Raw genomic sequence first — 22,448 nt, 5'->3', positions numbered from 1 at the left:
CCCTCAGTCTCCCGCCACCTCGAGCTCCGCGCCCGTACCAGAGACCGCCAGCGCCCCGTCCTGGTCCGTCCGCAGCACCACCGCGCCCTGCGCCCGCAGCGCCGCCACGGTGCCGGGAGCCGGGTGGCCGTACGGGTTGTCCGCACCGCAACTGATCAGCGCCAGCCTCGGCGCCGCCCGGCCTATCAGCTCCGGGTCCTGGTACGCCGAGCCATGGTGGGCGACCTTGAGCACATCCACGCCGCCCAGCAGCGCCCCGGCCGGTGATCTCAACAGCGCGCGCTGGGCCGGGGGTTCGAGATCCCCGAGCAGCAGGAGCCGCAGCCCGGCCGACCGGACGAGCATGGTGACACTGGCGTCGTTCGGGCCCTCCGGGTCCGGCACCGGCTGGGGCGGCGGCCACACCACGCGCCAGCTCAGCGCCCCGGTGCGCCGCTCCTCCCCGGCCACGGCCCGCGTCAGCGGGATGCGCCGAGCGGCCGCCTCTCTTCGTACGAACTCCATCTGGTCGACGGGCTCTTCGTGCCCGGTGGTCTCGATCGCGCCCACCTCACGCCCACGCAGCACGCCGGGCAGGCCCGCAACGTGGTCGGCGTGGTAGTGGGTCAGCACGACGAGCGGCACCCTGGTGATCCCGAGCGTGCGCAGGCACCGGTCGACCAGTGCCGGATCGGGACCGGCGTCCACGACCACACCCGTCCCCTCGCCCGCCGCGAGCACCGTCGCGTCGCCCTGTCCCACGTCGCACATCGCGAACCGCCACCCGGGCGGCGGCCATCCCGTGACCACCCGGGTCAGCGGCGGCGGCTGGACGACCAGCAGCAGGAGCAGCGCCCCGCAGGCAGCGCACCACCAGGGGTGCCGCAGCAGTCGCCGGCCGACGAGCAGGACGACCAGCGTGGCGAGGGCGAGCAGCGCCGCCCCGGCCCAGCTGCCGGGCCAGTCGACGCCCGCCCCGGGCAGAGCGGCACCTGTCCGGGCCACGTCCGCGATCCACCCGGCCGGCCAACTCGCGCACCAGGCCAGTGCCTTGGCCACCGGCATCGCGAGCGGAGCCGTGGCGAGGGCCGCGAAGCCCAGCACCGTGGCCGGCGCGATCGCGAACTCCACGAGCAGATTGCACGGCACCGCCACCAGGCTCACCCGGGCCGACAGCACCGCCACGATCGGCGCGCACAGCGCCTGCGCGGCAGCCGCGGCGGCCAGCGCCTCGGCCAACCGCGGCCGGACCCCTCGTCGGCGCAGCGCCGCGCTCCAGCGGGGCGCGAGGGTGAGCAGGGCTCCTGTGGCGAGCACGGAGAGCAGGAAGCCGTAACTGCGGGCCAGCCACGGGTCGTACAGCACCAGCAGCAGTACGGCCGTCGCCAGCGCCGGGATCAGTGATCTACGGCGACCGGTCGCCAGCGCCAGCAGTGCGACGGCCCCGCAGGCCGCGGCCCGCAGCACGCTCGGGTCCGGCCGGCACACGACGACGAACGCCAGGGTGAGCGCTCCGCCGAGCAGCGCGGTGGTCCGCAGGGAGATGCCGAGGCGGGGCGCGAGACCACGGCGCTCGGCCCGCTGGGCCAGGCCCGGTGGACCGATGAGCAGGGCGAGGATGATCGTGAGGTTGCTGCCGGAGACGGCGAGCGTGTGGGCAAGGTCGGTCTCCTTGAACGCCTCGTCCAGCTCCGGGGTGATCCGCGAGGTGTCGCCCACGACCAGCCCCGGCAACAGCGCCCGCGCGTCCGCCGGCAGCCCGTCGGTCGCCTCCCGCAACCCGCCGCGCAACCGCCCCGCCAGCCGCTGCGCCGCACTGGGCCGCCCCACGACCTGCGGCACGGCCGGTTCCCTGACCCGCAGTACGGCGGCGATCCGGTCCCCGTCGGCCAGCGGCGCCGCGAACCTGGCGGTCACACGCAGCCGCGTGGAAGGGAGAAGCCGTAGCCAGGGGGAATGCCGGTCGGTAGCGGACTGGGATGTGCCGTTGGCGCCGCCGGAAGACCCCCATCCACCGTCGACGATCATCAGTACCGGCGCCCGCGTCACCAGGGCCGCGCCGTCCGCCCCTTCGATGCGCCGCACGTCCGCGTTGATCAGTACGGAGGTCGGGGCCATGTGATTCCCTCTGACGCGGGGCCGGGTGAGCCGCGGGTCGGCGGTGACCTCGACCTCGGCGGTCACGGTGGCGTACTCCCGTGCCAGCCCCGGCACCGGTCCGCGCCGCAGATCGGCCCCGTGCAGCCCCGTGGAGAGTGCGGCCCCGGCGATACAGAGCAGGACGGCGGCGGCCGAGATACGCGGCCAGGTGAGTCGCGCGGGCGCTGTGACCTGCCCACGCGGCCCCTTGCGCGGACCCACCGAGGAGTCCCGTCGCGGCAGGGAATCCGGTCCAGATGAGGAACCCCGTCGAGGTTCCGGTCGAGGTGAGGAATCCCGTCGAGGTTCGGGTCGAGGTGAGGAACCCCGTCGAGGTTCCGGTCGAGGTGAGGAATCCCGTCGAGGTTCCGGTCGAGGTGAGGAATCCCGCCCGAGCACGGAACTGCGTCGCAGTACGGTCGCACGACCAGCGTGCCCACCACCCCGTCGCAGCAACAGCAGTACGCCTGCCGCGACCAGACAGACGACCACGGTCCCAGTCGCCCACACCGGTGGTGCATCGAGCATCAGCGCAGCCGTCGCCCAGGCGGCGAGCGCGGGTGGGACCAGTCGGAGGTCCGTCGGTCCCTCCTGTCGGGGGTGCGAGGCGCCGAGCCGGCTTCCGGAGGCGGCGTGAACGGCGGCACGGGAGGGCGCGAAGTCGGTTGTGGGTGCGTCGTCACTCATGGCCGTACGAGATTCCTCAGATCCGCGAAACGACGGGTGCCGATGCCGTTGACTTCCTGCAGTTCGTCCACTGAACGGAAGCCGCCGTGCCGGGTGCGGTAGTCGACGATGTGCTGGGCCAGCACCGGGCCGACGCCCGGGAGAGTGTCGAGCTGGTCGACGGTCGCCGTGTTGAGGGAGACCGGCGCGGCGGGCCCCGCACCGGCGCCGGCGGCACCGCCCGTGCCCGTACCGGACGCCGCCCCGGGGACCGCTGCCGGACCGCCCACGATCACTTGCTCGCCGTCCACCAGGAACCGGGCCCGGTTGAGGGTGTCGGTGTTCGTCCCGGGACGCACTCCACCGGCCGCACGCAACGCGTCCGCGACACGCGAGCCGGCCGGGAGGCGATGGATGCCCGGCTCGCGCACCTTGCCGCTGACGTCCACCACGATCTGTGCCGCTGCCGTGCCCGCGACACCCGGGACACCGGCGGCCGCCGGCGCGTCCGCCCCGGCCTCCTCACCCGGCTCCCCACCCGGGTACGGGGCTGCCGCCCGCACCACCTCGGGCGCCCGCACGGACTGCGTCCGGCCGCTCCAGAAGTGCTGTACGGCGAACCCGGCGGCCAGGACCAGCACCACGGTGAGCGCGACCACACTGCGCCGCTCCAGCCCGCACCTCGCCTGCAACCAGACCGGCATCCGCTCCCGCAGCGCCAGCCCTGCCCGCGCCCGCCAGTACCCGCTGCGGGAGTCACTGCTCCCGGCGTCAGTGCCGTGACCGGATCCGCCGGTCACACCCCCATCCACCAGGTCGTCGCGCCCTGTCCCGCCGACCGTCCCCGCATCCACCGGACCCGGGCCCAGCACAGCATCACCGGGCGGAACGTCGGAGCCCACAGCCACATCGACAGGCGGGCCCTTCGGCCGCACAGCCACATCCCCACGCCGAACATCCGGCCCCTGCGCGACACCAACCTCCGGGACCTGCGTCCCCGCCCTCGGCGGCCCCGCCCCCGACTCCCCCCACTCCACGGCGGGTTCGGCGAAAATCACCTCCGCCCGGCGGCGCAGTTCCTCCGCCGACGCCTCCCGTTGCCGGGCCCGCCCGCGGTCTCGCAGGCGTCGATGGCGAGCGCGAACGTCGGAGTGAGGACCGCGGCCCGGGCCGCTGGTCACCGTCGTCGTGCGGGTGCGTGTGCCCGTGAGTGGGCGTGTCCGGGTGCCCGTACGTGTACGTGATCGAAGTGCCATGCGACGAGGATCGGACACCTCGCCAACTCGCGATGATCTTGCTCAATTCCCGGGGATTACCGCCCAGTTGTGGATAACTCAGCCACCCGCAAGAGTGACTCAGCCACTCGAGAACGCCTCACGCGCTGGAGAGCGAGTCACACCCCTGCCGTGCCGTCACCGCGGTGAAAGTGCCGTCACCGGGGCGAAACCACAACCCCCAGCAACCCGGGCCCCGTATGCGCCCCGATCACCGCCCCCACCTCACTCACATGCAGTTCCGCCAGCCCCGGCACCCGCGCCCGCAACCGGTCCGCCAGCGCCGACGCCCGGTCGGGAGCGGCGAGATGGTGCACCGCGATGTCGACCTGTGCGCTGCCCGCCCGGTCGGCCGCGATCTCCTCCAGGCGGGCGATCGCCTTGGACGCCGTCCGCACCTTCTCCAGCGGGCCGATCCGCCCGCCCTCCAGCTGCAGCAGCGGCTTCACCGCGAGCGCCGAGCCCAGCAGTGCCTGCGCGGCACCGATGCGGCCACCGCGGCGCAGATAGTCGAGGGTGTCGACGTAGAAGTAGGCGGCCGTGGCCCCGGCTCGCTTCTCCGCGGCCGTCACGGCGTCGTCCACCGTGCCGCCCGTCTCCGCCGCCTCGGCCGCGGCGAGCGCGCAGAAGCCGAGCGCCATGGCGACCATCCCGGTGTCCACCACCCGCACCGGCACCGGCGCCTCGCGCGCCGCGAGGACCGCCGCGTCGTAGGTGCCGGAGAGCTCGGCGGACAGATGCAGGGAGACGATGCCGGTGGCGCCGGACTCGGCGACCTTGCGGTAGTGCTCCGCGAAGACCTGGGGGCTCGGGCGCGACGTGGTGACGGGGCGTCGCTTCTGCAACGCCTGGGCGAGGGAACGGGTGGAGATCTCGGTGCCCTCGTCCAGCGCCTGATCGCCGAGTACCACGGTCAGAGGTACCGCGGTGATGCCGTGGCGCTCCATCGTCCGCGGCGGCAGGTAGGCCGTTGAATCGGTGACGATCGCGACATGGCGGGACATGAGCTGGAGGTTACCTGGCGTAGCGCCCGGGCGGCAGCCCGACCCCGCTCGGCCGGGCATGCCTTGGCCTGATCATCGAGTGCTCATGCGGGCTCAAGTCGTGCTCTCGGGGCGGGTCTTCTTCTGCCAGGGGTATGTCGGGCGGGGGCCGGGCGGAGTGATGGCGGGCCTGGTCGGCTCCTCGGCCCGCTGCGTCCGGGGGCTGTTCGGCCAGGTCTGCTCGGTCGTCGCGGCGGGCTCGGGGGCCGGGGCCTCCGGCCACGGGGGCGGTGTCGACGACGGGCCTTCCGGCGGGGTCGAGGACGAGAACGGTCCTGCCGGCGGCGTCGAGGACGAGGAGGACTCCGTCGTCTGCCAGTGCCGCAGGGCGCCGGTCTCCATGTCGATCTGCGCGCCGAGGGTGTCCAGGTCGTCCTCGGCGAAGCGGCGGGCCCGGTCGCGCGCGGCCCAGCGCAGGGAGTCCGCCGACTGCACGATGCGCTCGGTGCGCTCACGCAGCTCGGGCAGTCGCTCGGCGAGCTGTGCGCGGTCCGGCTCCGACTCCAGCCGCCGCAGTTCGGCGTCCAGTTCGTGCCCGTGGGCACTGAGGCGGTGGAAGAGGCCGAGGGACTCCTTGAGGGACTCGTCCTCGCCGACGCCCGCCTCCAGCGCGTCCTGGGTGGCCCGCATGGAGGTGCGCAGCTTCAGCCGCAGCTGGGCGAGTTCACCCGCCGGGCCCGGCTGGGCGAAGGACTTGGCCCGCAGGGTGTGGTCCTCGACCGTGCGCCGGGCGTGTGTGATCGTCTCGTCCACACGGCGTTTGGCCGCGCCGACCACCTTCACCGTGGCATAGGCCCCCAGCACGACGAAGAGCACGAAGAGCAGGGCGACGACTGCGATCACTGCATCCACGAACGCCTCCTCCGGCCGACCACGACACACGCCGCGTCACTCTTCAACGGTAAACGCAGCGGGCAGGCCCGGAGTTCCAGCAGAACCCCGAACCTGCCCGTAGGGGATCACCCCGAGCAGGATCACCCGGAGACATCCGTCACACTCACGGCGGCAGCGAGCCGCCCGCCACGCTCACGGAACCAACCCGGCCCCGGTCCTCAGCCCAGACCCTCAGCCCGAGCCAAGGCCCTCAGCCCGAGCCCAGAGCCTCAGCCAGACCTCAGCCCTGGCCCTGGCCCTGGTCCTGGCCCTCAGTCAAGATCCAACCGCCGGATCCCTACGCCGGAACGATGTTCACCAGCTTCGGCGCCCGCACGATCACCTTGCGGATCCCGGCCCCGTCCAGCGCCGCCACGACCTTCTCGTCGGACAGCGCGACCTTCTCCAGCTCCTCCTCGGAGATGGCCGGCGAGACCTCCAGGCGGGCCTTGACCTTGCCCTTGATCTGCACCACGCAGGTCACGGTCTCGTCCACGACGTACGCGGGGTCGGCGACCGGGAAGTCCTGGTGGACGACGGAGTCGGTGTGGCCCAGCTTGCGCCACAGCTCCTCGGCGATGTGCGGGGCCAGCGGCGCGGCCATCAGCACCAGCGACTCGGCGACCGAGCGCGGAACCGGGCCGCCCGCCTTGGTCAGGTGGTTGTTCAGCTCGGTGACCTTGGCGATGGCGGTGTTGAACCGCATGCCCTCCAGGTCCCCGCGCACCCCGTCGATCGCCTTGTGCAGGGCACGCAGCGTGTCCTCGTCGGGCTCGGCGTCGACGACCGAAACCTCACCGGTCGCCTCGTCGACGACGTTGCGCCACAGCCGCTGCAGCAGCCGGAACTGGCCGACCACCGCGCGCGTGTCCCACGGCCGGGACACGTCCAGCGGGCCCATCGCCATCTCGTACAGCCGCAGCGTGTCGGCGCCGTACTCGGCGGCGATCTCGTCCGGAGTGACGGCGTTCTTCAGGGACTTGCCCATCTTGCCCAGCAGCCGGGAGACCTTCTCGCCCTGGTAGTAGTAGGCGCCGTCGCGCTCCTCCACCTCGGCGGCCGGTACGGCGATCCCGCGCGCGTCCCGGTAGACGTAGGCCTGGATCATGCCCTGGTTGAACAGCTTGTGGAACGGCTCCGCGGACGAGACGTGCCCCAGGTCGAACAGCACCTTGGACCAGAAGCGGGCGTACAGCAGGTGCAGCACGGCGTGCTCGGCGCCGCCGACGTACAGGTCGACACCGCCGTGCGGCTGGCCCTCGCGCGGGCCCATCCAGTACTGCTCGATCTCCGGGTCGACCAGCTGCTCGCTGTTGTGCGGGTCCAGGTAGCGCAGCTCGTACCAGCAGGAACCGGCCCAGTTGGGCATGGTGTTGGTCTCACGCCGGTACCGCTTCGGGCCGTCGCCCAGGTCCAGCGTGACGTTGACCCACTCCTCGTTGCGCGACAGCGGCGTCTCGGGCTGGGTGTTCGCGTCGTCCGGGTCGAAGGTGCGCGGCGAGTAGTCCTCGACCTCGGGCAGCTCCAGCGGCAGCATCGACTCGGGCAGCGCGTGGGCGATGCCGTCCTCGTCGTAGACGATCGGGAAGGGCTCGCCCCAGTAGCGCTGGCGGCTGAACAGCCAGTCGCGCAGCCGGAAGTTGACGGTGCCCTCGCCGATGCCCTTGCGCTCCAGCCATTCGGTGATGCGCGCCTTGGCCTCGGCGACGCCCAGGCCGTCCAGGGAGATCTCGTCGTTGGCGGAGTTGATGATCTTCGCGTCGTACGACGAGAAGGCGTCCTCCCACGTCGAGGTGTCCGTGCCCCGGCCGTCGGTCGGCTCGACGATGCAGACGATCGGCAGCTCGAAGGCGCGCGCGAACTCGAAGTCGCGCTGGTCGCCCGCCGGCACCGCCATGATCGCGCCGGTGCCGTAGCCCATCAGGACGTAGTCGGCGATGAAGACGGGGACCTGCTCGCCGTTGACCGGGTTGGTCGCGTACGAGCCGATGAAGACGCCGGTCTTGTCCTTGGCCTCGGCCTGACGCTCGACGTCGGACTTCGAGGCGGCCTGCGCGCGGTAGGCGGCGACGGCCTCGGCCGGGGTGGCGTGACCGCCGGTCCAGACGTCGTGGGTGCCCTCGGGCCAGGCGTCCGGGGTGAACTTGTCGACCAGCGGGTGCTCGGGCGCCAGCACCATGTAGCTCGCGCCGAACAGGGTGTCGGGGCGCGTGGTGAAGACGGTGATGCGCTCGCCGTCGATCGGGAAGTCGACGCGGGCGCCCTCGGAGCGGCCGATCCAGTTGCGCTGCTGCAGCTTGATGGCCTCGGGCCAGTCCAGCTCGTTCAGGTCCTCCAGCAGCCGGTCGGCGTACGCGGTGATGCGCATGTTCCACTGGCGCAGCTTGGCCTTGAAGACCGGGAAGTTGCCGCGCTCGGAGCGGCCCTCGGCCGTGACCTCCTCGTTGGCCAGGACGGTGCCCAGGCCGGGGCACCAGTTGACCGGCGCGTCGGAGGCGTATGCCAGGCGGTACTCGCCCAGGACGTCGGCGCGCTCGGCGGCGCTCAGCTCGCTCCACGCGCGCGTGCCGCCGTCGGTTCCGGGTACCGGGCGCTCACCCGACTCGAACTGGGCGACCAGCTCCGCGATCGGCCGGGCCTTCTTCGCCTCGTCGTCGTACCAGGAGTTGAAGATCTGCAGGAAGATCCACTGGGTCCACTTGTAGTAGTCCGGGTCGATCGTGGCGAACGAGCGGCGCTTGTCGTGGCCCAGGCCCAGCCGGCGCAGCTGGGCCTTCATGTTCTCGATGTTGGCCTCGGTGGAGACGCGCGGGTGCGTGCCGGTCTGCACGGCGTACTGCTCGGCGGGCAGGCCGAAGGCGTCGAAGCCCAGGGTGTGCAGGACGTTGTGGCCGGTCATGCGCTGGAAGCGCGCGAAGACGTCGGTGGCGATGTAGCCCAGCGGGTGGCCGACGTGCAGGCCCGCACCGGAGGGGTACGGGAACATGTCCATGATGAACTTCTTGGGCCGGGCGACGACCGAGGGGTCGCCCGCCAGGTCGCCCTTCGGGTTCGGGGCGGCGTAGGTGCCCTCCGCGTCCCAGAAGTCCTGCCAGCGTGCCTCGATGTCGGCCGCCATGGCGGCCGTGTAGCGGTGCGGCGCTGCTGCCTCGGCGGCGGCAGCGGGGTTCGTCTCGCTCATGATCCTCAAAGCTCCATCGATCGTCTCTGCCAGCGGCTGCGGTTCTCTGGAAACGAAAAATCCCCTCGCACAGGAGGGGACGCCGCGCCGATTCCGACCATCCGATTCGCCCGGTGGTCGGGACTGATCAGCGCGGCCCGCTAAGCAGAAGGCGTACGGCACGCATGGCGTCAGGGTACCGCAGCGCCGGAGCGGGTCGCGACGGGCTTTCGACGGGGGCGCGGGCGGGCTTTCGGCAGGGGCGCGCGTGAACAACGGCGCCCCGGGTTCCGTACCTGAGAGTTGTGAAGACCTCGAAAAGCTGAAGAACGTTCAATTGTTACCTGGCGTAACAGTCGCTAAGGGACATCGCACGCCCCTCGCTGCCCGCAGATAACAACGCAATAACTCAAACGCCGTACCCCCCGGTATGGAGCCACTTAGAGTGCGGCACCGGGACCGCCTTCCCGAACCGCTCGGAGTTGCCCCCATGAACCCTCGTCGTAGTAACAGTTCGCTTCCCCAACCGGGCCGGTCGGCCTACGGGGTGGCGACCGCTGCTGTCCTGCTGCTCATACCCCTGGTCGTGCTGCTCGGCGGCACCTGGCTCCAGGAGTTCCTCAACTTCGGTGCCGGTGTCCTGTCACTCGTCTGCCTCACCTGCTCGGTGATCTGGGGCCTGGTCGCCCAGGACCGGATGATCCTCAACACCCGCCAGCGGATCATCGCGCAGGGCATCCACCGGGTGACCGCCGTGGCCTCGATCGCGTTCCTCCTGGTGCACATCGGCGTCAAGCTGGCCCTGGACCACGCCAGCCCGATCGCCGCGCTGATCCCCTTCAGCCTCTTCGTCTTCGGCGGCGACGAGATCCCCGGCAGCGCCTTCCTCATCGGCCTGGGCTCCCTTGCCGCGCTGCTCATGATCTTCGTGGGCGTCACCGGCGCGCTGCGCAACCAGTTCGCCTCCCCCGCGCCGGTCGCCGCGCGCTGGCGCGCCATGCACATGCTGGCCTACCCGGCCTGGTGCGCCGCCCTGATCCACGGCCTGTTCGCCGGCCGCCCGGCGAAGACCTTCTTCATGGTCTGCTACGAGCTGTGCGTGGTCGCCGTCGCCGCGGCCCTCGCGCTGCGCGCCGCCCCGCGCCCGGTCAAGCGCAAGTTCGCCGACCGGATCGCGCAGCTCATCGGCAACGAGCCGGGGGCCCGCGAGGACCTGGAGGAGAGCCGCGCCAGGGCGGCGTCCGGGTCCTCACTGCCGGGCTACGAGGACCCGCGCCCGTCCCGTTCGTCCCGACCGTCGCGCGACGAACGGACCGGCCCCCTGCCCGGCATGCCCGCCACTGCCCCATCGGCCGCGGAGACCACAGGCGGCTTCGCGGCCGCCTACCGCGCCGTCAACCCCCGCCGCGGGCAGCGACAGCAGCCGTACGCCGACCAGACCGCGCGCATGGACCTGCCCCTGGACATGCAGCCGACGGAGGCGATCCCACGCGTGGACGGCGGCGGAGGCGGCACCGGCAGCTGGCCGATCCCCTCGCCACCGCCGGTCGGCGAGGCGCCCCCGTCGGCCTACGACCCGCTCAACGACACGGGATACAACATCCCCGTCTACGGCGATTCGGGCACCCCGGGCTATGGCTCGGGGGCTTCTGGCTACGGTTCGAGTGATGTGTACGACACCGCTGAGACGAACGCCGTCTTCGGTACGTACAACCAGAACGACACGTACAACAACAGCGGTCCCGCCACTGAAACAATGCCCGGTGCGTCCTACGACTTCGACGCGCCGGGTTCGGGCGAACCTTGGAACACGCCTTCCGGAGGCTTTAAGTGAACGAGGCCCTGCCCGACGTCCCCGAAGTCCGCGTCGTCGGCCTTCCCCAGCTGACGTCGGGCTTCGACCTTGTCGAAAGACTCGATCTGCCCATGCACCTGAAGGTGCACGGGCCGCTCGAACCGATGGGCGGCGAGCAACTCGCCAAACTCGCCGAGAACATCAACCTGAAGGGCCGCGGCGGCGCGGGGTTCCCCTTCCACAAGAAGCTGCGCTCGGTCGCCGAGTCCGCGATCAAGCGCGGGGTACGGCCGGTCGTCGTGGTCAACGGCAGCGAGGACGAACCGGCCTGCCGCAAGGACACGGTGATGATCAACCGTGCCCCGCATCTCATCCTGGACGGCGCGCTGCTGTGCGCCGAGGCCCTGGGTGCCCGCACGCTCGTGGTGGCGGTCACCCGGGAATCGACCCAGCGCTCCATGGAGGCCGCCCTCGCCGAACGCGGCCTCAGCAACAGCCGCCGCTCCGCTCTACGCGCGTGGGTGCAGCGCAACCCGGTCCGCATGGTCACCGGCGCCGCCGCCTCCGTGATCCGCTCCATCGACGGCGGCCCGGCGATCCCGCCCGGCCGCAAGGTCAGCGCCTCGCAGAACGGCGTCGGCGGCGCACCCACCCTGCTGTCCAACGCCGAGACGTTCGCCCAGCTGGCCATCGCCGCGCGCATCGGCCCGGAGCGCTACGGCAACACGGGCCTGTACGACGAGCCGGGCACCGTCATGCTCACGGTCTCCGGCGCGGTCGCCCGCCCCATGGTCATCGAGGTCCCGACGGGCGTGCCGCTGCGCTACGTTCTCCAGCTCGCCGGCGCCCCGCCGGTCCCGCAGGGCGTGCTGACCGGCGGTTACCACGGCAAGTGGATCGACGCTGCGACGGTCAACGAGGCGATCGTCTCGCGCAACTCCCTGGACGCCGTGGGCGGTTCGCTCGGGGCCGGCGCGATCCTGCCGATCACTCAGGAGACCTGCCCGCTCGGCGAGTCCCTGCGCGTCGCCCAGTGGCTGGCCGAGGAGAGCGCGGGCCAGTGCGGGCCCTGCTACCTCGGTCTGCCGGCCGCCGCGCGCGGCATGGAGGACATCCTCAACGGCGGCGGCCCGGCCGCCCTGGAAGCCCTCAAGCAGGTCGCCAAGAACGTGAAGCGGCGCGGCGCGTGCTCGCACCCGGACGGCTCAGCGATGTTCCTGGAGTCGACCATCAAGGCGTTCACGGACGACCTCGCGGCGCACGTCCTCGGCAACGGCTGCGGACGGCCCGTGGAGGGCGTTCTGCCGCTCTTCGAGGGCGGCAGGGCACCCACGGGCATCCCGGGCGGCGCAGAGGAGGAGGAGAACGGCCCCAGCCGCCAGAAGATCTACGTCGACTGGACACTGTGCCGTGGCCACGGCCTGTGCGCCGACATCCTCCCGGAGGTCTTCCAACTCGGCGCCGACGGCTTCCCCACCGTCGCCCAGGCGAAGGTCCCGCGCTACGCCGAGGCCAAGGCCCTGCGCGCGGTGCGCCGTTGCCCGGCCCTCGCGCTGCGCATCGAGGAGGACACCCGCGCGCAGGACTCCTCCCGCAACAACCTCCCTGTTCTCTCCCAGGGCCGGGGCAGGCGCGCGCTGGGACGCTGAGACCGGGCACACGCGCGTGGAGGGGCCGTCCAAGCCGGACGGCCCCTCAATCACCTCTGAAACCAGGCGAACCAGGGATCCCGCGGCCTCCGCCTGACCAGAAATCCCGTCGCCTCCGCAACAAAAAAGATCCCGCCGGATCGAACTGACCCGGCGGGATCCTGCTGTGGAGCTAAGGAGAATTGAACTCCTGACCTCCTGCATGCCATGCAGGCGCTCTACCAACTGAGCTATAGCCCCTTGTTTTGGTCCGCCCGGTTTCCCCGGCGGCGACGCCAACATTACCGGTCGACCTGGTGCAGCACCAAATCGTTTCCACTCCGCACCGATACGGGCACTAATGTCGGGTTCCGTGACCGTGATCGCGTCCTCCGGAGTTCGCCGTCGAGCGCCGGTCGCCATGGGGGCCTGCCTGGCCTCCTTCGCACTGTTCTGGGTCGCCCAGCGGGCCGCGCACGTCTCGATGATCGACCTGATGGTGTACCGGGCCGAGGGCTTGACCGTACGCGCGGGAGGCGACCTGTACGCGCTCCGCACGACGGACGCCCGACTGCCCACCACCTACCCGCCGTTCGCCGCCCTGCTGTTCACTCCCCTGACGCTCCTCGACACGGCGACCATGCGCACCCTGGGGACGGCAGGGAATCTCGCTCTGCTCGTGGTGTTCGTACGACTGTCCCTGCGCCTTGTCGGGCACGCGCGCGTGGAGAGCGTCTGGTGGGTCGCGGCGGTGGCCGTGTGGTGCGAGCCGGTGTGGACGACGCTGCGGTACGGGCAGATCAACCTGCTGCTCGCCGTCCTGGTGCTGTGGGATCTGTCACGGCGCCCGGCTGACCGCTGGGCCGGCGCGGCCATCGGGCTCGCGGCGGCCGTCAAGCTGACGCCCGCGTTGTTCGCGGTGTTCCTGCTCGTCACGGGTGCCGTCGCCCGCCACCGGCACGGCTCCGGCGGGCCCTGGCTGCGGCACGCGTGCGCGGCGGCCGCCTCGTTCGCCGGGGCGACCCTGCTGGCCGCGGCCGTACTGCCGTACGACTCCTGGCGTTTCTGGACCCGGATGGTGTTCGCGGCGCGGCGCGTCGGGCACGCCGAGGACACCGCGAACCAGGCCCTGCGCGGCGTTCTGGCGCGGCTGCTGCACACGCCGGAGCCCGGCGCCGTCTGGGTCGTCACTGCGGCCGTGGTGGCCGTGGCGGGGCTGGGCATGGCCGTGGCGGCGGAGTTGCGCGGGATGCGGGCCTGGGCGGTGACCGCGTGCGCTATGACGGCGCTGCTCGTCAGTCCGGTGTCCTGGTCGCACCACTGGGTGTGGTGCGTGCCGGTCGTCCTGCTGCTCGCCACGCGCGCGTGGCGGGCGACGGCTTCGGGGACGCTGCTGGTCTTCTCCTCGTACGCACTGTGGTGGGTGCCACACGGCCCGGGACGGCACGAACTGCACCAAAAGGGAATCGAGTTGGTGATGTCGGCCGGCTACGCGGCGGCAGGCTGCCTTTTCCTCGTGATCGCCGGGATCTCCCTCGGGAACCCCGGCCGTCGTCAAGCCGTGACGAAGGAATAGAAGCGCTTGAGTGTGCAGTGTTCTTCGAGGAGGCGGCCGTAGATCGGTTCGCCCTCGAGTTCACGGTAGGTCTCGATGGGGTCGCCTTTTATGATCAGCGCCCGTGCGCATTCCTCGCACCAGTACTGGTAGTCGGGGTTCACCGGTTCCATGTCACGGACGATCGGCGTTCCGCTGCCGCACCAGTCGCACTTTCGCCTGTGTGCACCCATCGATCAGCTCCAGCTGTGGCCGCAGGCCGTGCACACGTAGGAAACTCCGCCGTTGTCCCCGAGGAGCTGGGCGACATGGACGGAACCGCAGGAAGGGCAGCTGAGGCGGGTGATCGTATCCCGTGTCAACGCTGCTTCGAAGAGGTGACCGACCTCTTCGAGGATGCTCGCAGGCATCGCTACTCCCTCCCGTCGGGTCGCGCCCCCTTCCGGCCGTTTGATTCTGCCACGGCCGGACCAATACGGTCAGCGACGCCTCAGTACCAGTCCGGCCACGGCGGCATCCATGGCCGTACTGACCGTGCGAACACGCACCCCAAAGCGCCTCTTGAGAGGTATACGCCTGCGAGGGCCGAGTGACTCAAGCCGGACCCGAACACTTCAGCGGATACCAGAAGATCCCGCCGATCGAAGCGATCGGCGGGATCTTGTTGTCTCACTGTGGAGCTAAGGAGAATTGAACTCCTGACCTCCTGCATGCCATGCAGGCGCTCTACCAACTGAGCTATAGCCCCTCGCCATGCGGCGGAGCCGCATGATGTTTCCGTCTCCCCGCTCGGCGGGGCGAACAAGAAGAACTTTAGCCTGCGACCTGCCGGAAAGTGAAATCCGGGTCCCGGGTCGCCCCGACCGGGACCCTGGTGGCTCAGTCGTCGTCGCCGAGCACCGGCTCCGGCAGCGTGCCGGCGTTGTGTTCCAGCAGTCGCCAGCCGCGGGCGCCCTCGCCGAGGACGGACCAGCAGCAGTTGGTGAGGCCGCCGAGGCTCTCCCAGTAGCGGGGCTCCAGGCCGAGGAGGCGGCCGATGGTCGTACGGATCGTGCCGCCGTGGCTGACCACGACCAGCGTGCCTTCGTCCGGGAGCTTCTCGGCGTGCCGGAGCACCACGGGCGCGGCGCGGTCGGCGACCTCGGTCTCCAGCTCGCCGCCTCCGCGGCGCACCGGCTCACCGCGCTTCCACGCGGCGTACTCCTCGCCGTGGCGGGCGATGATCTCGTCGTGGGTCAGCCCCTGCCAGACGCCGGCGTAGGTCTCGCGCAGGCCCTCGTCGTGCGTCACCTCCAGGCCGGTGAGCGCGGCCAGCTCGGCGGCCGTGTGGGCGGCGCGCTGGAGGTCGGAGGCGATGATCGCGTCGGGCTTGAGGCCCGCGAGCAGCCGGGCGGCGCGGCGGGCCTGGGAGACGCCCGCCTCGGTGAGGGCGACGTCCGTGGAACCCTGGAAGCGGCGCTCCACGTTCCAGGAGGTCTGGCCGTGCCGCCACAGGATGACGCGGCGGCCCCGGCCGGCCTTGCCCGCGGCCACCTCACCGGTGGCGCTCATCGCCACTCACCGCCCAGCTCGGCCGCCTCCTCGGCGGCCTGCAGCTTGGCGTGCTCCTCGGCCTTGCCGCGGGTGGCCTTGGCGTCGTCGGGCAGCTCGAGCTCGGGGCAGTCCTTCCACAGCCGCTCCAGGGCGTAGAAGACGCGCTCCTCGCTGTGCTGGACGTGGACCACGATGTCGACGTAGTCGAGCAGCACCCAGCGGGCCTCGCGGTCGCCCTCGCGGCGCACCGGCTTGGCGCCGAGCTCCTTGAGGAGCCGCTCCTCGATCTCGTCGACGATCGACTTGACCTGGCGGTCGTTGGGCGCGGAGGCCAGCAGGAAGGCGTCCGTGATCGACAGGACGTCGCTGACGTCGTAGGCGATGATGTCGTGCGCGAGCTTGTCGGCGGCCGCCTGGGCGGCGGTGGTGACGAGCTCGAGAGAACGGTCGGTAGCGGTCACTACAAGGCTTTCGGTCGGCGGACACTTGAACTCACTCGGACTCAAGGGTCTCACGGACCGGTGACAGCACCCCACGTGATTACCGGCTCACGTGGGGTGGCCTGCGGTTATGTGCCTTCTGCGGCTACGGGGACGCCGACTCGTAGTCCTGTCCGAGGACCACCGTGACGTCGGCGTTCCCGGAGACGTCGCCCTTGGTGACCGCGTCGGCGGACAGGCCCAGGGTCTTGGCGACCTCGGTGGCGTTCGCCTTGTCGGCGGCGTCGGCGTAGACGACCTCGGACGTGGCCTCGGTGGCTGCCGTACCGCCCTCCAGGAAGGTGAAGCCGCCGTTGAGCAGCACCACGCGTGCCTTCTCCGTGTTGTCCTTGGCGCCACTGGCGTTCCGGACGGACACGCGGACGGCGGCGTCCTTGTCGGGGCTCTTTGCGGTGCCGCCGAGGACGTTCTTGACGACACTGGCGCTCGCCTGGGCGCTCAGCGTGCCGTCGGTCTGGACGGGCAGCATGGCCGTCTTGTAGTCGCCGCCCTTGGCGAGTTCGGCGAGCTTGGCGAGGAAGGCGCCGAGGTCCTTGTCGGTGAGCGGCGGCTCGATGATCATGCCGAGAGTCTGCACGGTGACGGTCGCGCCCTCGGTGTCCGAGGTCAGCTTGCGCAGCGTGGCCTGCATGACCTGCCCGAACCGCTCCAGCTGGGCGTTCTGGGCCTCGCCGGAGCCCTGGTAGGTGGCGTAGGCGACGGCCATCTTGCCGCTGAGGGTCTGGGCCTTGCCCTTGCGGACGAGGGGCGCGGCGCCCTTGGTCTTGGCGTCCGGGTCGGGCACGTCGGCGTTGGTGTCGACCTCGATGTTGCCGACCAGGTCGACGAGGTTCTGCAGGTACGGGGTGTCCAGCCGCCAGGTGCCCTGGATCTCGGTGCCGAGGACGGTGTCGATCGCGTCGCGCGTCCCGGCGGAGCCGTCGTCGTCGACGGACTTGGCGAGTGTGGTCGTGGTGCCGTCGTCGCCGGACAGGGCGAGCGAGTTGGGCAGCAGGACGGTGGTGCCCTGCTGGGTGGTGGTGTTGTCGACGAGCAGCGCCGTGGAGGTGCCGCCCTTCTTGGTGTTGTGCAGGTGGACGACGATCACGTCCCGCTTCTGGGCGGCGACGGGGGTGTCGGTGCCGCTCTTGTCGTCCGACGACGACAGCCCGGGCAGCTTTCCGGCGTACCAGAGGTAGCCGACGCCGCCGGCCGCGACGAGCGCCAGCACGACCACGAGGGCGATCACACGCGCGCGTGCCCGGCGCCGGGCCTCCTCGCGGCGCTCGGTGCGGTTCTCGGTGAACTTCAGCCAGTCGATGACGTCCTCGGAGTCCGAGTCGGGCTCCTCGACGAAGGCGAACTGCTCGGTGCGGTAGTCCCGCTCCCCCCGGTCCTGCATGCCCGTGTCCTCGACCGGCCCGGCCTGGTGCGGGATGTAGGCGGTCTGCTCGGCGACCCGGGGCTGGTGACCGCTGGTGGCGGTACGCCCGTACGGGTCGTAGGGCGGTGAGTGCGCGCCGGCCTGCTGCTGGTGGGTGCCGGTGCCGTACGGGTCGTAGGACGGCGTGGGCGGCTGCTGACCGGTGTCGCCGGCGCCGTAGGCGTCGTACGGCGGGACCGGTTGCTGCGGGCCGGTCGCGTACGGGTCGTAGCCGTAGCCCTGCTGTGCGTAGGGGTCGTACTGCTGCTGGGGCGGCTGTTGCTGCGGGACCTGTCGGTACACCGGCCGTCCGTACTCGTCGTAGCCGACGAGTTCGTACTGGTCGGCGCCGTGCCCTGCGGCCCCCGCGTCGTATCGGTCGTTCACCGGTAGCCCCTCTCGGCTCACTGCCTCACTCGCCGCGGTACAGCTCACGTTTGTCGATGTAGCGCACGACTCCGTCGGGCACCAGATACCAGATGGGGTCTCCCTTCGCGACTCTCGCGCGGCAATCGGTGGACGAGATGGCCAGCGCGGGCACCTCGACGAGCGACACGCCGCCTTCCGGGAGCCCGGCGTCGTCGAGGTGGTGGCCGGGCCGGGTGACGCCGATGAAGTGCGCGAGGGAGAACAGTTCCTCCGAGTCGCGCCAGGTCAGGATCTGGCCGAGGGCGTCGGCGCCGGTGATGAAGAAGAGGTCGGTGTCCGGGTTGAGCGCGCGTAGATCGCGCAGGGTGTCCACCGTGTACGTCGGGCCGCCGCGGTCGATGTCGATGCGGCTGACGGAGAACTGCGGGTTCTCGGCGGTGGCGATGACCGTCATCAGATAGCGGTCCTCGGCCGGGGAGACGTGCCGGTGGCTCTTCTGCCAGGGCTGGCCGGTGGGCACGAACACGACCTCGTCGAGGTGGAACGTCGCGGCGACCTCGCTGGCCGCGACGAGGTGGCCGTGGTGGATCGGGTCGAACGTTCCGCCCATGACGCCGAGGCGGCGCTTGCCGGCGTTCGACGGGCCGTTTCCGGGGCCGGTAGGCATGTCCTGCTCTCCCATGCGTGCAGACCCTACCGGCCCCGCCTGAGAACTCCGGCCGACAGCTGTCCGGGCGGAGCGGGAGGGGCCTGGCAGGCGCTCAGCGGTCGCGGTTGAAGCGGGTCGTGATCCACAGCAGCAGCATGAGGATGATGAACGCGCCACCGCCGGTGACCCAGGCGTTGAGGCTGTCGTGGTTGCCGCCGTGCTCCTCGCCCTCGGCGGCGAGGGTGACCAACTGGGCAGCTGCGCTGTGGAAGCTCATCTTCGGCGTGACCTATCGGGTGTGGGCGGGATAAAGATGTCGGCCCATCGTAAGCGGGCGCCATGACGGCGATCACGCCGACTCCACCGTTGGGACGCCCGGTACGAGCCGTGGGGAACCTTCCCGCGGGCTCATTCGTCCTTCCGCCTGTAGCCCCGCAACAGCAACCACGCGGTCAGCACACAGCCCACGACCATCACGATCAGCACGACCCGGAGCAGATTCCCGGCCCCCTGTTGCTCGGCCGCGCTCGCGGCCTCGGTGAGCCAGGCGGCTGCGGGGTTGTGCTCCATGGCGCGGAACTCCTTCGCTGTAGTGCCCGTCCACGGTAACTCCGCCTAGGCTGGGCTCTGCTTCGGGGGCGCAAAGGGCGGAACAAGGCTCCGCAAAGGGCCGGCACAGAGCCATCCACACGCACATGGGGGAAGACATGTCCGACGGCCACGAGCACAACGGGCACGAGAACGTACCGAGCAGGCAGCGCAGGCGTTTCCCGGGGATCTCCTCGCGCGCCTACGAGCACCCGGCCGACCGCTCGGCCCTGGTGGCCCTGCGCAAGCTCAGCGGCTTCGACACCGTCTTCAAGGCGCTGAGCGGCCTGCTGCCCGAGCGCAGCCTGAGGCTGCTGTTCCTGTCGGACTCGGTCCGGGTGTCGGACCAGCAGTTCACGCACCTCAACGACATGCTGCGGGACGCCTGTTACATCCTGGACCTGGAGAAGGTCCCGCCGATGTACGTCAACCAGGACCCGGTGCCCAACGCGATGTGCATCGGCCTGGACGAGCCGATCATCGTCGTCACCACCGGTCTGGTGGAGCTGCTCGACGAGGAGGAGATGCGGGCGGTGATCGGCCACGAGGTGGGCCACGCCCTCTCCGGCCACTCGGTCTACCGCACGATCCTGCTCTTCCTGACCAGCCTCGCCGTCCGGGTCGCGTGGATCCCGCTGGGCAACCTCGCGATCATGGCGATCGTGACGGCGCTGCGGGAGTGGTTCCGCAAGTCGGAGCTGTCCGCCGACCGGGCCGGTCTGCTCGTCGGCCAGGACCTCCAGGCCTCGATGCGCGGTCTGATGAAGCTGGCGGGCGGCCACCATCTGCACCAGATGAACGTGGACGCGTTCCTGAAGCAGGCCGAGGAGTACGAGGCGGGCGGCGACCTGCGCGACTCGGTGCTGAAGATCCTGAACGTCCTGCCCCGCTCCCACCCGTTCACCACGGTCCGCGCCGCCGAGCTGAAGAAGTGGGCCGAGTCCCGCGACCACCAGCGGATCATGGACGGCCACTACCCGCGCCGCTCGGAGGACAAGGACACCTCGGTGACGGACTCCTTCCGCGAGTCGGCGTCCCACTACGCCACCCACGTCAAGTCCTCCAAGGACCCCCTGATGAAGCTGGTCACGGACATCGCCGGCGGCGCGGGCGACCTGGGCGGCCGGGTACGACGCGGCTTCGGAGGCTTCACGAGCGCGCCTCCGAAGGACGGGCCGAGGCGGGACGACACGGATGACCAAGGGGCGGGCAACTGATTTTCAGCCCGTCCGGGGGCGGCAGCCCCCAGAAGGACCCGGGGTCTGAGGAGCAGCGCCCCTGGAGGACGGGACGTGCAGGGGCGGCGGGGGCGGCTGCGTTTATCAGCGGCTCCGCCGCGGGCCCCCCGCCTCACACCCGCGGCTGGGAACCCGCCGCCAACGACCCGCAAAGCGCCGTGGCCCCACCCGTGGCATAGGGATCGGTCCCCGCCGGGCCCCCCTCCTTCGCCGTCTGCCCCGCCAGCAACGGATGCAGCCGGTTCGTCGAGTCGTCCGCACAGGACAGCGGCCCGGCCTGCACGTAGGACACGACAAGCTGCGTCTGATGCAGCCGCAGATCCTCCCGGTCGAACCGGAAGTGCAGCTCACGCCGGACGGTGAAGAGCGACGCCTCGCTCGCCTTCTCCCCCGCCTCCACCGGCCGCAGGGCGTACACGAACGTATGGTCCGCCGTGACCTCCAGGGTTGCGGAGTCGGTCTCGGCGGCCTGGAGCGTCCCCTGCACCCGGACCTGGCGATCGGCCAGCTCGGCCTGCGAGGGGTCGAAGCGAACCAGCCACCCGGTCGGTGCGTGCCGCCCGTCCGCGGCCGGCTGCCGGAAGCTCTGGTCGAACTGGTCGAGTTGATCGGGGTCGAGCAGCACCCGGACCGGCCGGACCTGGTCGCCGGTGAGCACCTCGGGATAGAGCGAGGACCGCACGATGTAGTCCTTCGCGATACTCAGCGCGTTGGTCACCTGACTGTCCGAGAAGTGCGCCGTCCGCCGCGCGGCCGGAAGCGGAATGCCTTCCGCGCCGATACGGAACTGTGCGGCGGGGCTCTGCGCGTACAGGTGCTCGGTGTCGTTCGTCCCGGGCACCTTGCCCTGCGGGGCGAGCGGGATGACGGTCATCCGCAGGGGCTCGGCGGGCGGCCCGGAATCGGCGGGGTTCTGGTAGGGATGCCGTACGCCCATGTAGATCGCCGTACCGAAGGCCACGGCGATCAGGAGGACGAGGATCAGTGCCTGCCGGGACAGGCCCCGGCGCATGGGTGGACGGCGGCGTACGGCGGGCGCGTGGTCGCCAATGCGCTCCTGGGCGGAGAACTCCTGGAGGCGGGCAGCGCGTACGAACGACTCGTCGAACACGACGGATCGGTACTCGTCGTCTCCACCTCCGGGGCCGCCCTCGGGTGTCCCCTCGGGTGGGTCTCCAGGCCCTCCCATACTTTCAGGGTAGGTCGCCGGGGGCTCAGGTAAACGCCCTGCTGCGCGACAAGTTCTGACAGGTTCTCACCAGGTTGGTCGGGCAGCTCGCAGTAGCGTTCAGGCCCTCGATCAGGTCCGATCAGGGGGTGCGCGGGGTCGCCGATATGGCCGGCTGGGAGTGGTCGGCGGAGACGGAGGGAGTGGCTCCGCTGCCCTGTTCCAGTCCGGTGGACGCGGGCGGCGGTACCTGGTCCCGGCTGGAGGAGGCGCCGCGGTAGACCGCCGTGAAGGCCAGCGCGACCATGCCGATGCCCATCACGAGGGCGAGGACCCAGGCGACGGGACGGTGCCAGCGGATCTGCTTGCCGTACGTTCCCGGGGCGCCGTAACGGCCCTCGAGAATGTCCGTGTCGTCCAGATCGTCCAGCTCGGGATCATGGCCGAATCCGGCGCGGCCGTCGGGGCCGTACCCGTCGTCGTACCGCTCGCCCCGGCCGTGTGTCCGGCGCGCTTCCGCCTCGGAGGCCTCCGCTCTCGCCTGGGCGGCTGCCAGGAGGCGTTCGACGGCGGTCGGCTCGTGCACCACGGCCGCCCGTACGAAGGCCTCGTCGAAGACCACGGAGGCGAACTCTTCGTCCGACACCCCGCGGTCGTGGTCGTCGTCGGGCTCCCAGCCGTCAGGGAACGGCGTGCCCCCCACGTCCTCCGGCACGGCTCCAGAGTAGTCCTGGGGGGTCAATTTGGGCAGACGGTATGGAAATTCATCCGCCTTGTGAGACACCCCTTGTGCGGCACGGACGCAGTCGGGGGCGCGTGTCGGACGCATATGCCCTGATCGCGCGCCACGCGCCCCACGGCCCAGCGACGCGCCCCCTGCTCCCGCATG

General features: G+C 71.0%; 18 protein-coding genes and 2 tRNA genes. 4 read left to right on the top strand and 16 right to left on the bottom strand.

Annotated features, from left to right (window positions below):
* Nucleotides 1-3: 3 nt before the first annotated feature.
* The 5 genes from ACIBAG_RS08550 to leuS all read right to left on the bottom strand — a co-directional run bounded on the left by ACIBAG_RS08550 (nucleotide 4) and on the right by leuS (nucleotide 9,155).
* Nucleotides 4-2,805 carry a ComEC/Rec2 family competence protein gene (locus ACIBAG_RS08550; RefSeq protein WP_399102455.1) on the bottom strand — a complete coding sequence of 934 codons (2,802 nt, stop codon included), beginning with the start codon at nucleotides 2,803-2,805 and terminating at the stop codon, nucleotides 4-6.
* On the bottom strand, nucleotides 2,802-4,040 hold the full coding sequence (locus ACIBAG_RS08545; protein WP_399102452.1) for a helix-hairpin-helix domain-containing protein: 1,239 nt from the start codon (nucleotides 4,038-4,040) through the stop codon (nucleotides 2,802-2,804). Before ACIBAG_RS08545 ends, ACIBAG_RS08550 begins: the two co-directional genes overlap by 4 nt.
* Before the next feature lie 176 nt (nucleotides 4,041-4,216).
* Nucleotides 4,217-5,062 carry a DegV family protein gene (locus tag ACIBAG_RS08540; RefSeq protein ID WP_399102450.1) on the bottom strand — a complete coding sequence of 282 codons (846 nt, stop codon included), beginning with the start codon at nucleotides 5,060-5,062 and terminating at the stop codon, nucleotides 4,217-4,219.
* A gap of 93 nt (nucleotides 5,063-5,155) precedes the next feature.
* Nucleotides 5,156-5,953, bottom strand: coding sequence for a hypothetical protein (locus ACIBAG_RS08535; protein WP_399102448.1), 798 nt, complete (start codon nucleotides 5,951-5,953; stop codon nucleotides 5,156-5,158).
* Nucleotides 5,954-6,272: 319 nt separating this feature from the next.
* Entirely contained in the window at nucleotides 6,273-9,155 is a 2,883-nt protein-coding gene (leuS, locus tag ACIBAG_RS08530) for a leucine--tRNA ligase (protein WP_399102446.1), read from the bottom strand.
* A gap of 469 nt (nucleotides 9,156-9,624) precedes the next feature.
* Here leuS and ACIBAG_RS08525 point away from each other — a divergent pair, with 469 nt between their 5' ends.
* The gene (locus tag ACIBAG_RS08525) at nucleotides 9,625-10,968 is read left to right on the top strand and encodes a cytochrome b/b6 domain-containing protein (protein ID WP_399102444.1); all 1,344 of its coding nucleotides are present in this window, start codon (nucleotides 9,625-9,627) and stop codon (nucleotides 10,966-10,968) included.
* Nucleotides 10,965-12,578, top strand: coding sequence for an NADH-ubiquinone oxidoreductase-F iron-sulfur binding region domain-containing protein (locus tag ACIBAG_RS08520; protein WP_399102442.1), 1,614 nt, complete (start codon nucleotides 10,965-10,967; stop codon nucleotides 12,576-12,578). The genes ACIBAG_RS08525 and ACIBAG_RS08520 overlap by 4 nt, the downstream gene beginning before the upstream one ends.
* A 167-nt stretch (nucleotides 12,579-12,745) precedes the next feature.
* Here the strand turns inward: ACIBAG_RS08520 and ACIBAG_RS08515 are convergent.
* A tRNA-Ala gene (locus ACIBAG_RS08515) sits at nucleotides 12,746-12,818 on the bottom strand.
* A 100-nt stretch (nucleotides 12,819-12,918) separates the two neighbouring features.
* Here ACIBAG_RS08515 and ACIBAG_RS08510 point away from each other — a divergent pair.
* Nucleotides 12,919-14,133 (top strand): glycosyltransferase 87 family protein, encoded by a 1,215-nt coding sequence (locus ACIBAG_RS08510; RefSeq protein ID WP_399102440.1) that lies wholly within the window; start codon nucleotides 12,919-12,921, stop codon nucleotides 14,131-14,133.
* On the opposite strand, the gene ACIBAG_RS08505 is transcribed toward ACIBAG_RS08510, so the two are convergent.
* The 8 genes from ACIBAG_RS08505 to ACIBAG_RS08470 all read right to left on the bottom strand — a co-directional run bounded on the left by ACIBAG_RS08505 (nucleotide 14,112) and on the right by ACIBAG_RS08470 (nucleotide 19,135).
* Nucleotides 14,112-14,345, bottom strand: coding sequence for a hypothetical protein (locus ACIBAG_RS08505; protein ID WP_003976229.1), 234 nt, complete (start codon nucleotides 14,343-14,345; stop codon nucleotides 14,112-14,114). The genes ACIBAG_RS08510 and ACIBAG_RS08505 overlap by 22 nt on opposite strands.
* A 442-nt stretch (nucleotides 14,346-14,787) precedes the next feature.
* Nucleotides 14,788-14,860 (bottom strand) — tRNA-Ala (locus ACIBAG_RS08500).
* Nucleotides 14,861-14,991: 131 nt separating this feature from the next.
* Nucleotides 14,992-15,663 carry a histidine phosphatase family protein gene (locus ACIBAG_RS08495; RefSeq protein ID WP_399102437.1) on the bottom strand — a complete coding sequence of 224 codons (672 nt, stop codon included), beginning with the start codon at nucleotides 15,661-15,663 and terminating at the stop codon, nucleotides 14,992-14,994.
* Nucleotides 15,660-16,106, bottom strand: coding sequence for a ribosome silencing factor (rsfS, locus tag ACIBAG_RS08490; protein ID WP_399102435.1), 447 nt, complete (start codon nucleotides 16,104-16,106; stop codon nucleotides 15,660-15,662). The genes ACIBAG_RS08495 and rsfS overlap by 4 nt, the downstream gene beginning before the upstream one ends.
* A 124-nt stretch (nucleotides 16,107-16,230) precedes the next feature.
* Nucleotides 16,231-17,934, bottom strand: coding sequence for an LCP family protein (locus tag ACIBAG_RS08485; protein ID WP_399102433.1), 1,704 nt, complete (start codon nucleotides 17,932-17,934; stop codon nucleotides 16,231-16,233).
* Between the two features lie 25 nt (nucleotides 17,935-17,959).
* On the bottom strand, nucleotides 17,960-18,598 hold the full coding sequence (gene nadD / locus ACIBAG_RS08480; RefSeq protein ID WP_399102430.1) for a nicotinate-nucleotide adenylyltransferase: 639 nt from the start codon (nucleotides 18,596-18,598) through the stop codon (nucleotides 17,960-17,962).
* Between the two features lie 79 nt (nucleotides 18,599-18,677).
* Nucleotides 18,678-18,842, bottom strand: coding sequence for a hypothetical protein (locus tag ACIBAG_RS08475; protein WP_399102427.1), 165 nt, complete (start codon nucleotides 18,840-18,842; stop codon nucleotides 18,678-18,680).
* 131 nt (nucleotides 18,843-18,973) lie between these two features.
* Nucleotides 18,974-19,135 (bottom strand): hypothetical protein, encoded by a 162-nt coding sequence (locus ACIBAG_RS08470; protein WP_399102425.1) that lies wholly within the window; start codon nucleotides 19,133-19,135, stop codon nucleotides 18,974-18,976.
* Nucleotides 19,136-19,260: 125 nt separating this feature from the next.
* Between ACIBAG_RS08470 and ACIBAG_RS08465 the strand changes: the two genes are divergently transcribed.
* Nucleotides 19,261-20,370 carry a M48 family metallopeptidase gene (locus ACIBAG_RS08465; protein WP_399102423.1) on the top strand — a complete coding sequence of 370 codons (1,110 nt, stop codon included), beginning with the start codon at nucleotides 19,261-19,263 and terminating at the stop codon, nucleotides 20,368-20,370.
* 133 nt (nucleotides 20,371-20,503) lie between these two features.
* On the opposite strand, the gene ACIBAG_RS08460 is transcribed toward ACIBAG_RS08465, so the two are convergent.
* Complete coding sequence (locus ACIBAG_RS08460; protein WP_399102421.1) at nucleotides 20,504-21,580, bottom strand: hypothetical protein; 1,077 nt, start codon at nucleotides 21,578-21,580, stop codon at nucleotides 20,504-20,506.
* A 121-nt stretch (nucleotides 21,581-21,701) separates the two neighbouring features.
* Nucleotides 21,702-22,301: a hypothetical protein gene (locus ACIBAG_RS08455; protein WP_399102419.1), complete on the bottom strand. Its 600-nt coding sequence runs from the start codon at nucleotides 22,299-22,301 to the stop codon at nucleotides 21,702-21,704.
* Nucleotides 22,302-22,448: the final 147 nt, after the last annotated feature.

The sequence above is a fragment of the Streptomyces sp. NPDC051243 genome, from assembly GCF_044455405.1.
In the GTDB taxonomy this organism is placed as follows: Bacteria; Actinomycetota; Actinomycetes; order Streptomycetales; family Streptomycetaceae; genus Streptomyces.
Note: the sequence above shows the minus strand (reverse complement) of the source record. Positions and strands in the feature narration are given on the sequence as shown.

Coding starts and splice junctions, on each gene's coding strand:
- ACIBAG_RS08550 (WP_399102455.1), bottom strand. CDS start 2,805: ATGAGTGACGACGCACCCACAACCGACTTCGCGCCCTCCCGTGCCGCC.
- ACIBAG_RS08545 (WP_399102452.1), bottom strand. CDS start 4,040: ATGGCACTTCGATCACGTACACGTACGGGCACCCGGACACGCCCACTC.
- ACIBAG_RS08540 (WP_399102450.1), bottom strand. CDS start 5,062: ATGTCCCGCCATGTCGCGATCGTCACCGATTCAACGGCCTACCTGCCG.
- leuS (WP_399102446.1), bottom strand. CDS start 9,155: ATGAGCGAGACGAACCCCGCTGCCGCCGCCGAGGCAGCAGCGCCGCAC.
- ACIBAG_RS08525 (WP_399102444.1), top strand. CDS start 9,625: ATGAACCCTCGTCGTAGTAACAGTTCGCTTCCCCAACCGGGCCGGTCG.
- ACIBAG_RS08510 (WP_399102440.1), top strand. CDS start 12,919: ATGTCGGGTTCCGTGACCGTGATCGCGTCCTCCGGAGTTCGCCGTCGA.
- ACIBAG_RS08505 (WP_003976229.1), bottom strand. CDS start 14,345: ATGGGTGCACACAGGCGAAAGTGCGACTGGTGCGGCAGCGGAACGCCG.
- ACIBAG_RS08495 (WP_399102437.1), bottom strand. CDS start 15,663: ATGAGCGCCACCGGTGAGGTGGCCGCGGGCAAGGCCGGCCGGGGCCGC.
- nadD (WP_399102430.1), bottom strand. CDS start 18,598: ATGGGAGAGCAGGACATGCCTACCGGCCCCGGAAACGGCCCGTCGAAC.
- ACIBAG_RS08475 (WP_399102427.1), bottom strand. CDS start 18,842: ATGAGCTTCCACAGCGCAGCTGCCCAGTTGGTCACCCTCGCCGCCGAG.
- ACIBAG_RS08470 (WP_399102425.1), bottom strand. CDS start 19,135: ATGGAGCACAACCCCGCAGCCGCCTGGCTCACCGAGGCCGCGAGCGCG.
- ACIBAG_RS08465 (WP_399102423.1), top strand. CDS start 19,261: ATGGGGGAAGACATGTCCGACGGCCACGAGCACAACGGGCACGAGAAC.
- ACIBAG_RS08460 (WP_399102421.1), bottom strand. CDS start 21,580: ATGGGAGGGCCTGGAGACCCACCCGAGGGGACACCCGAGGGCGGCCCC.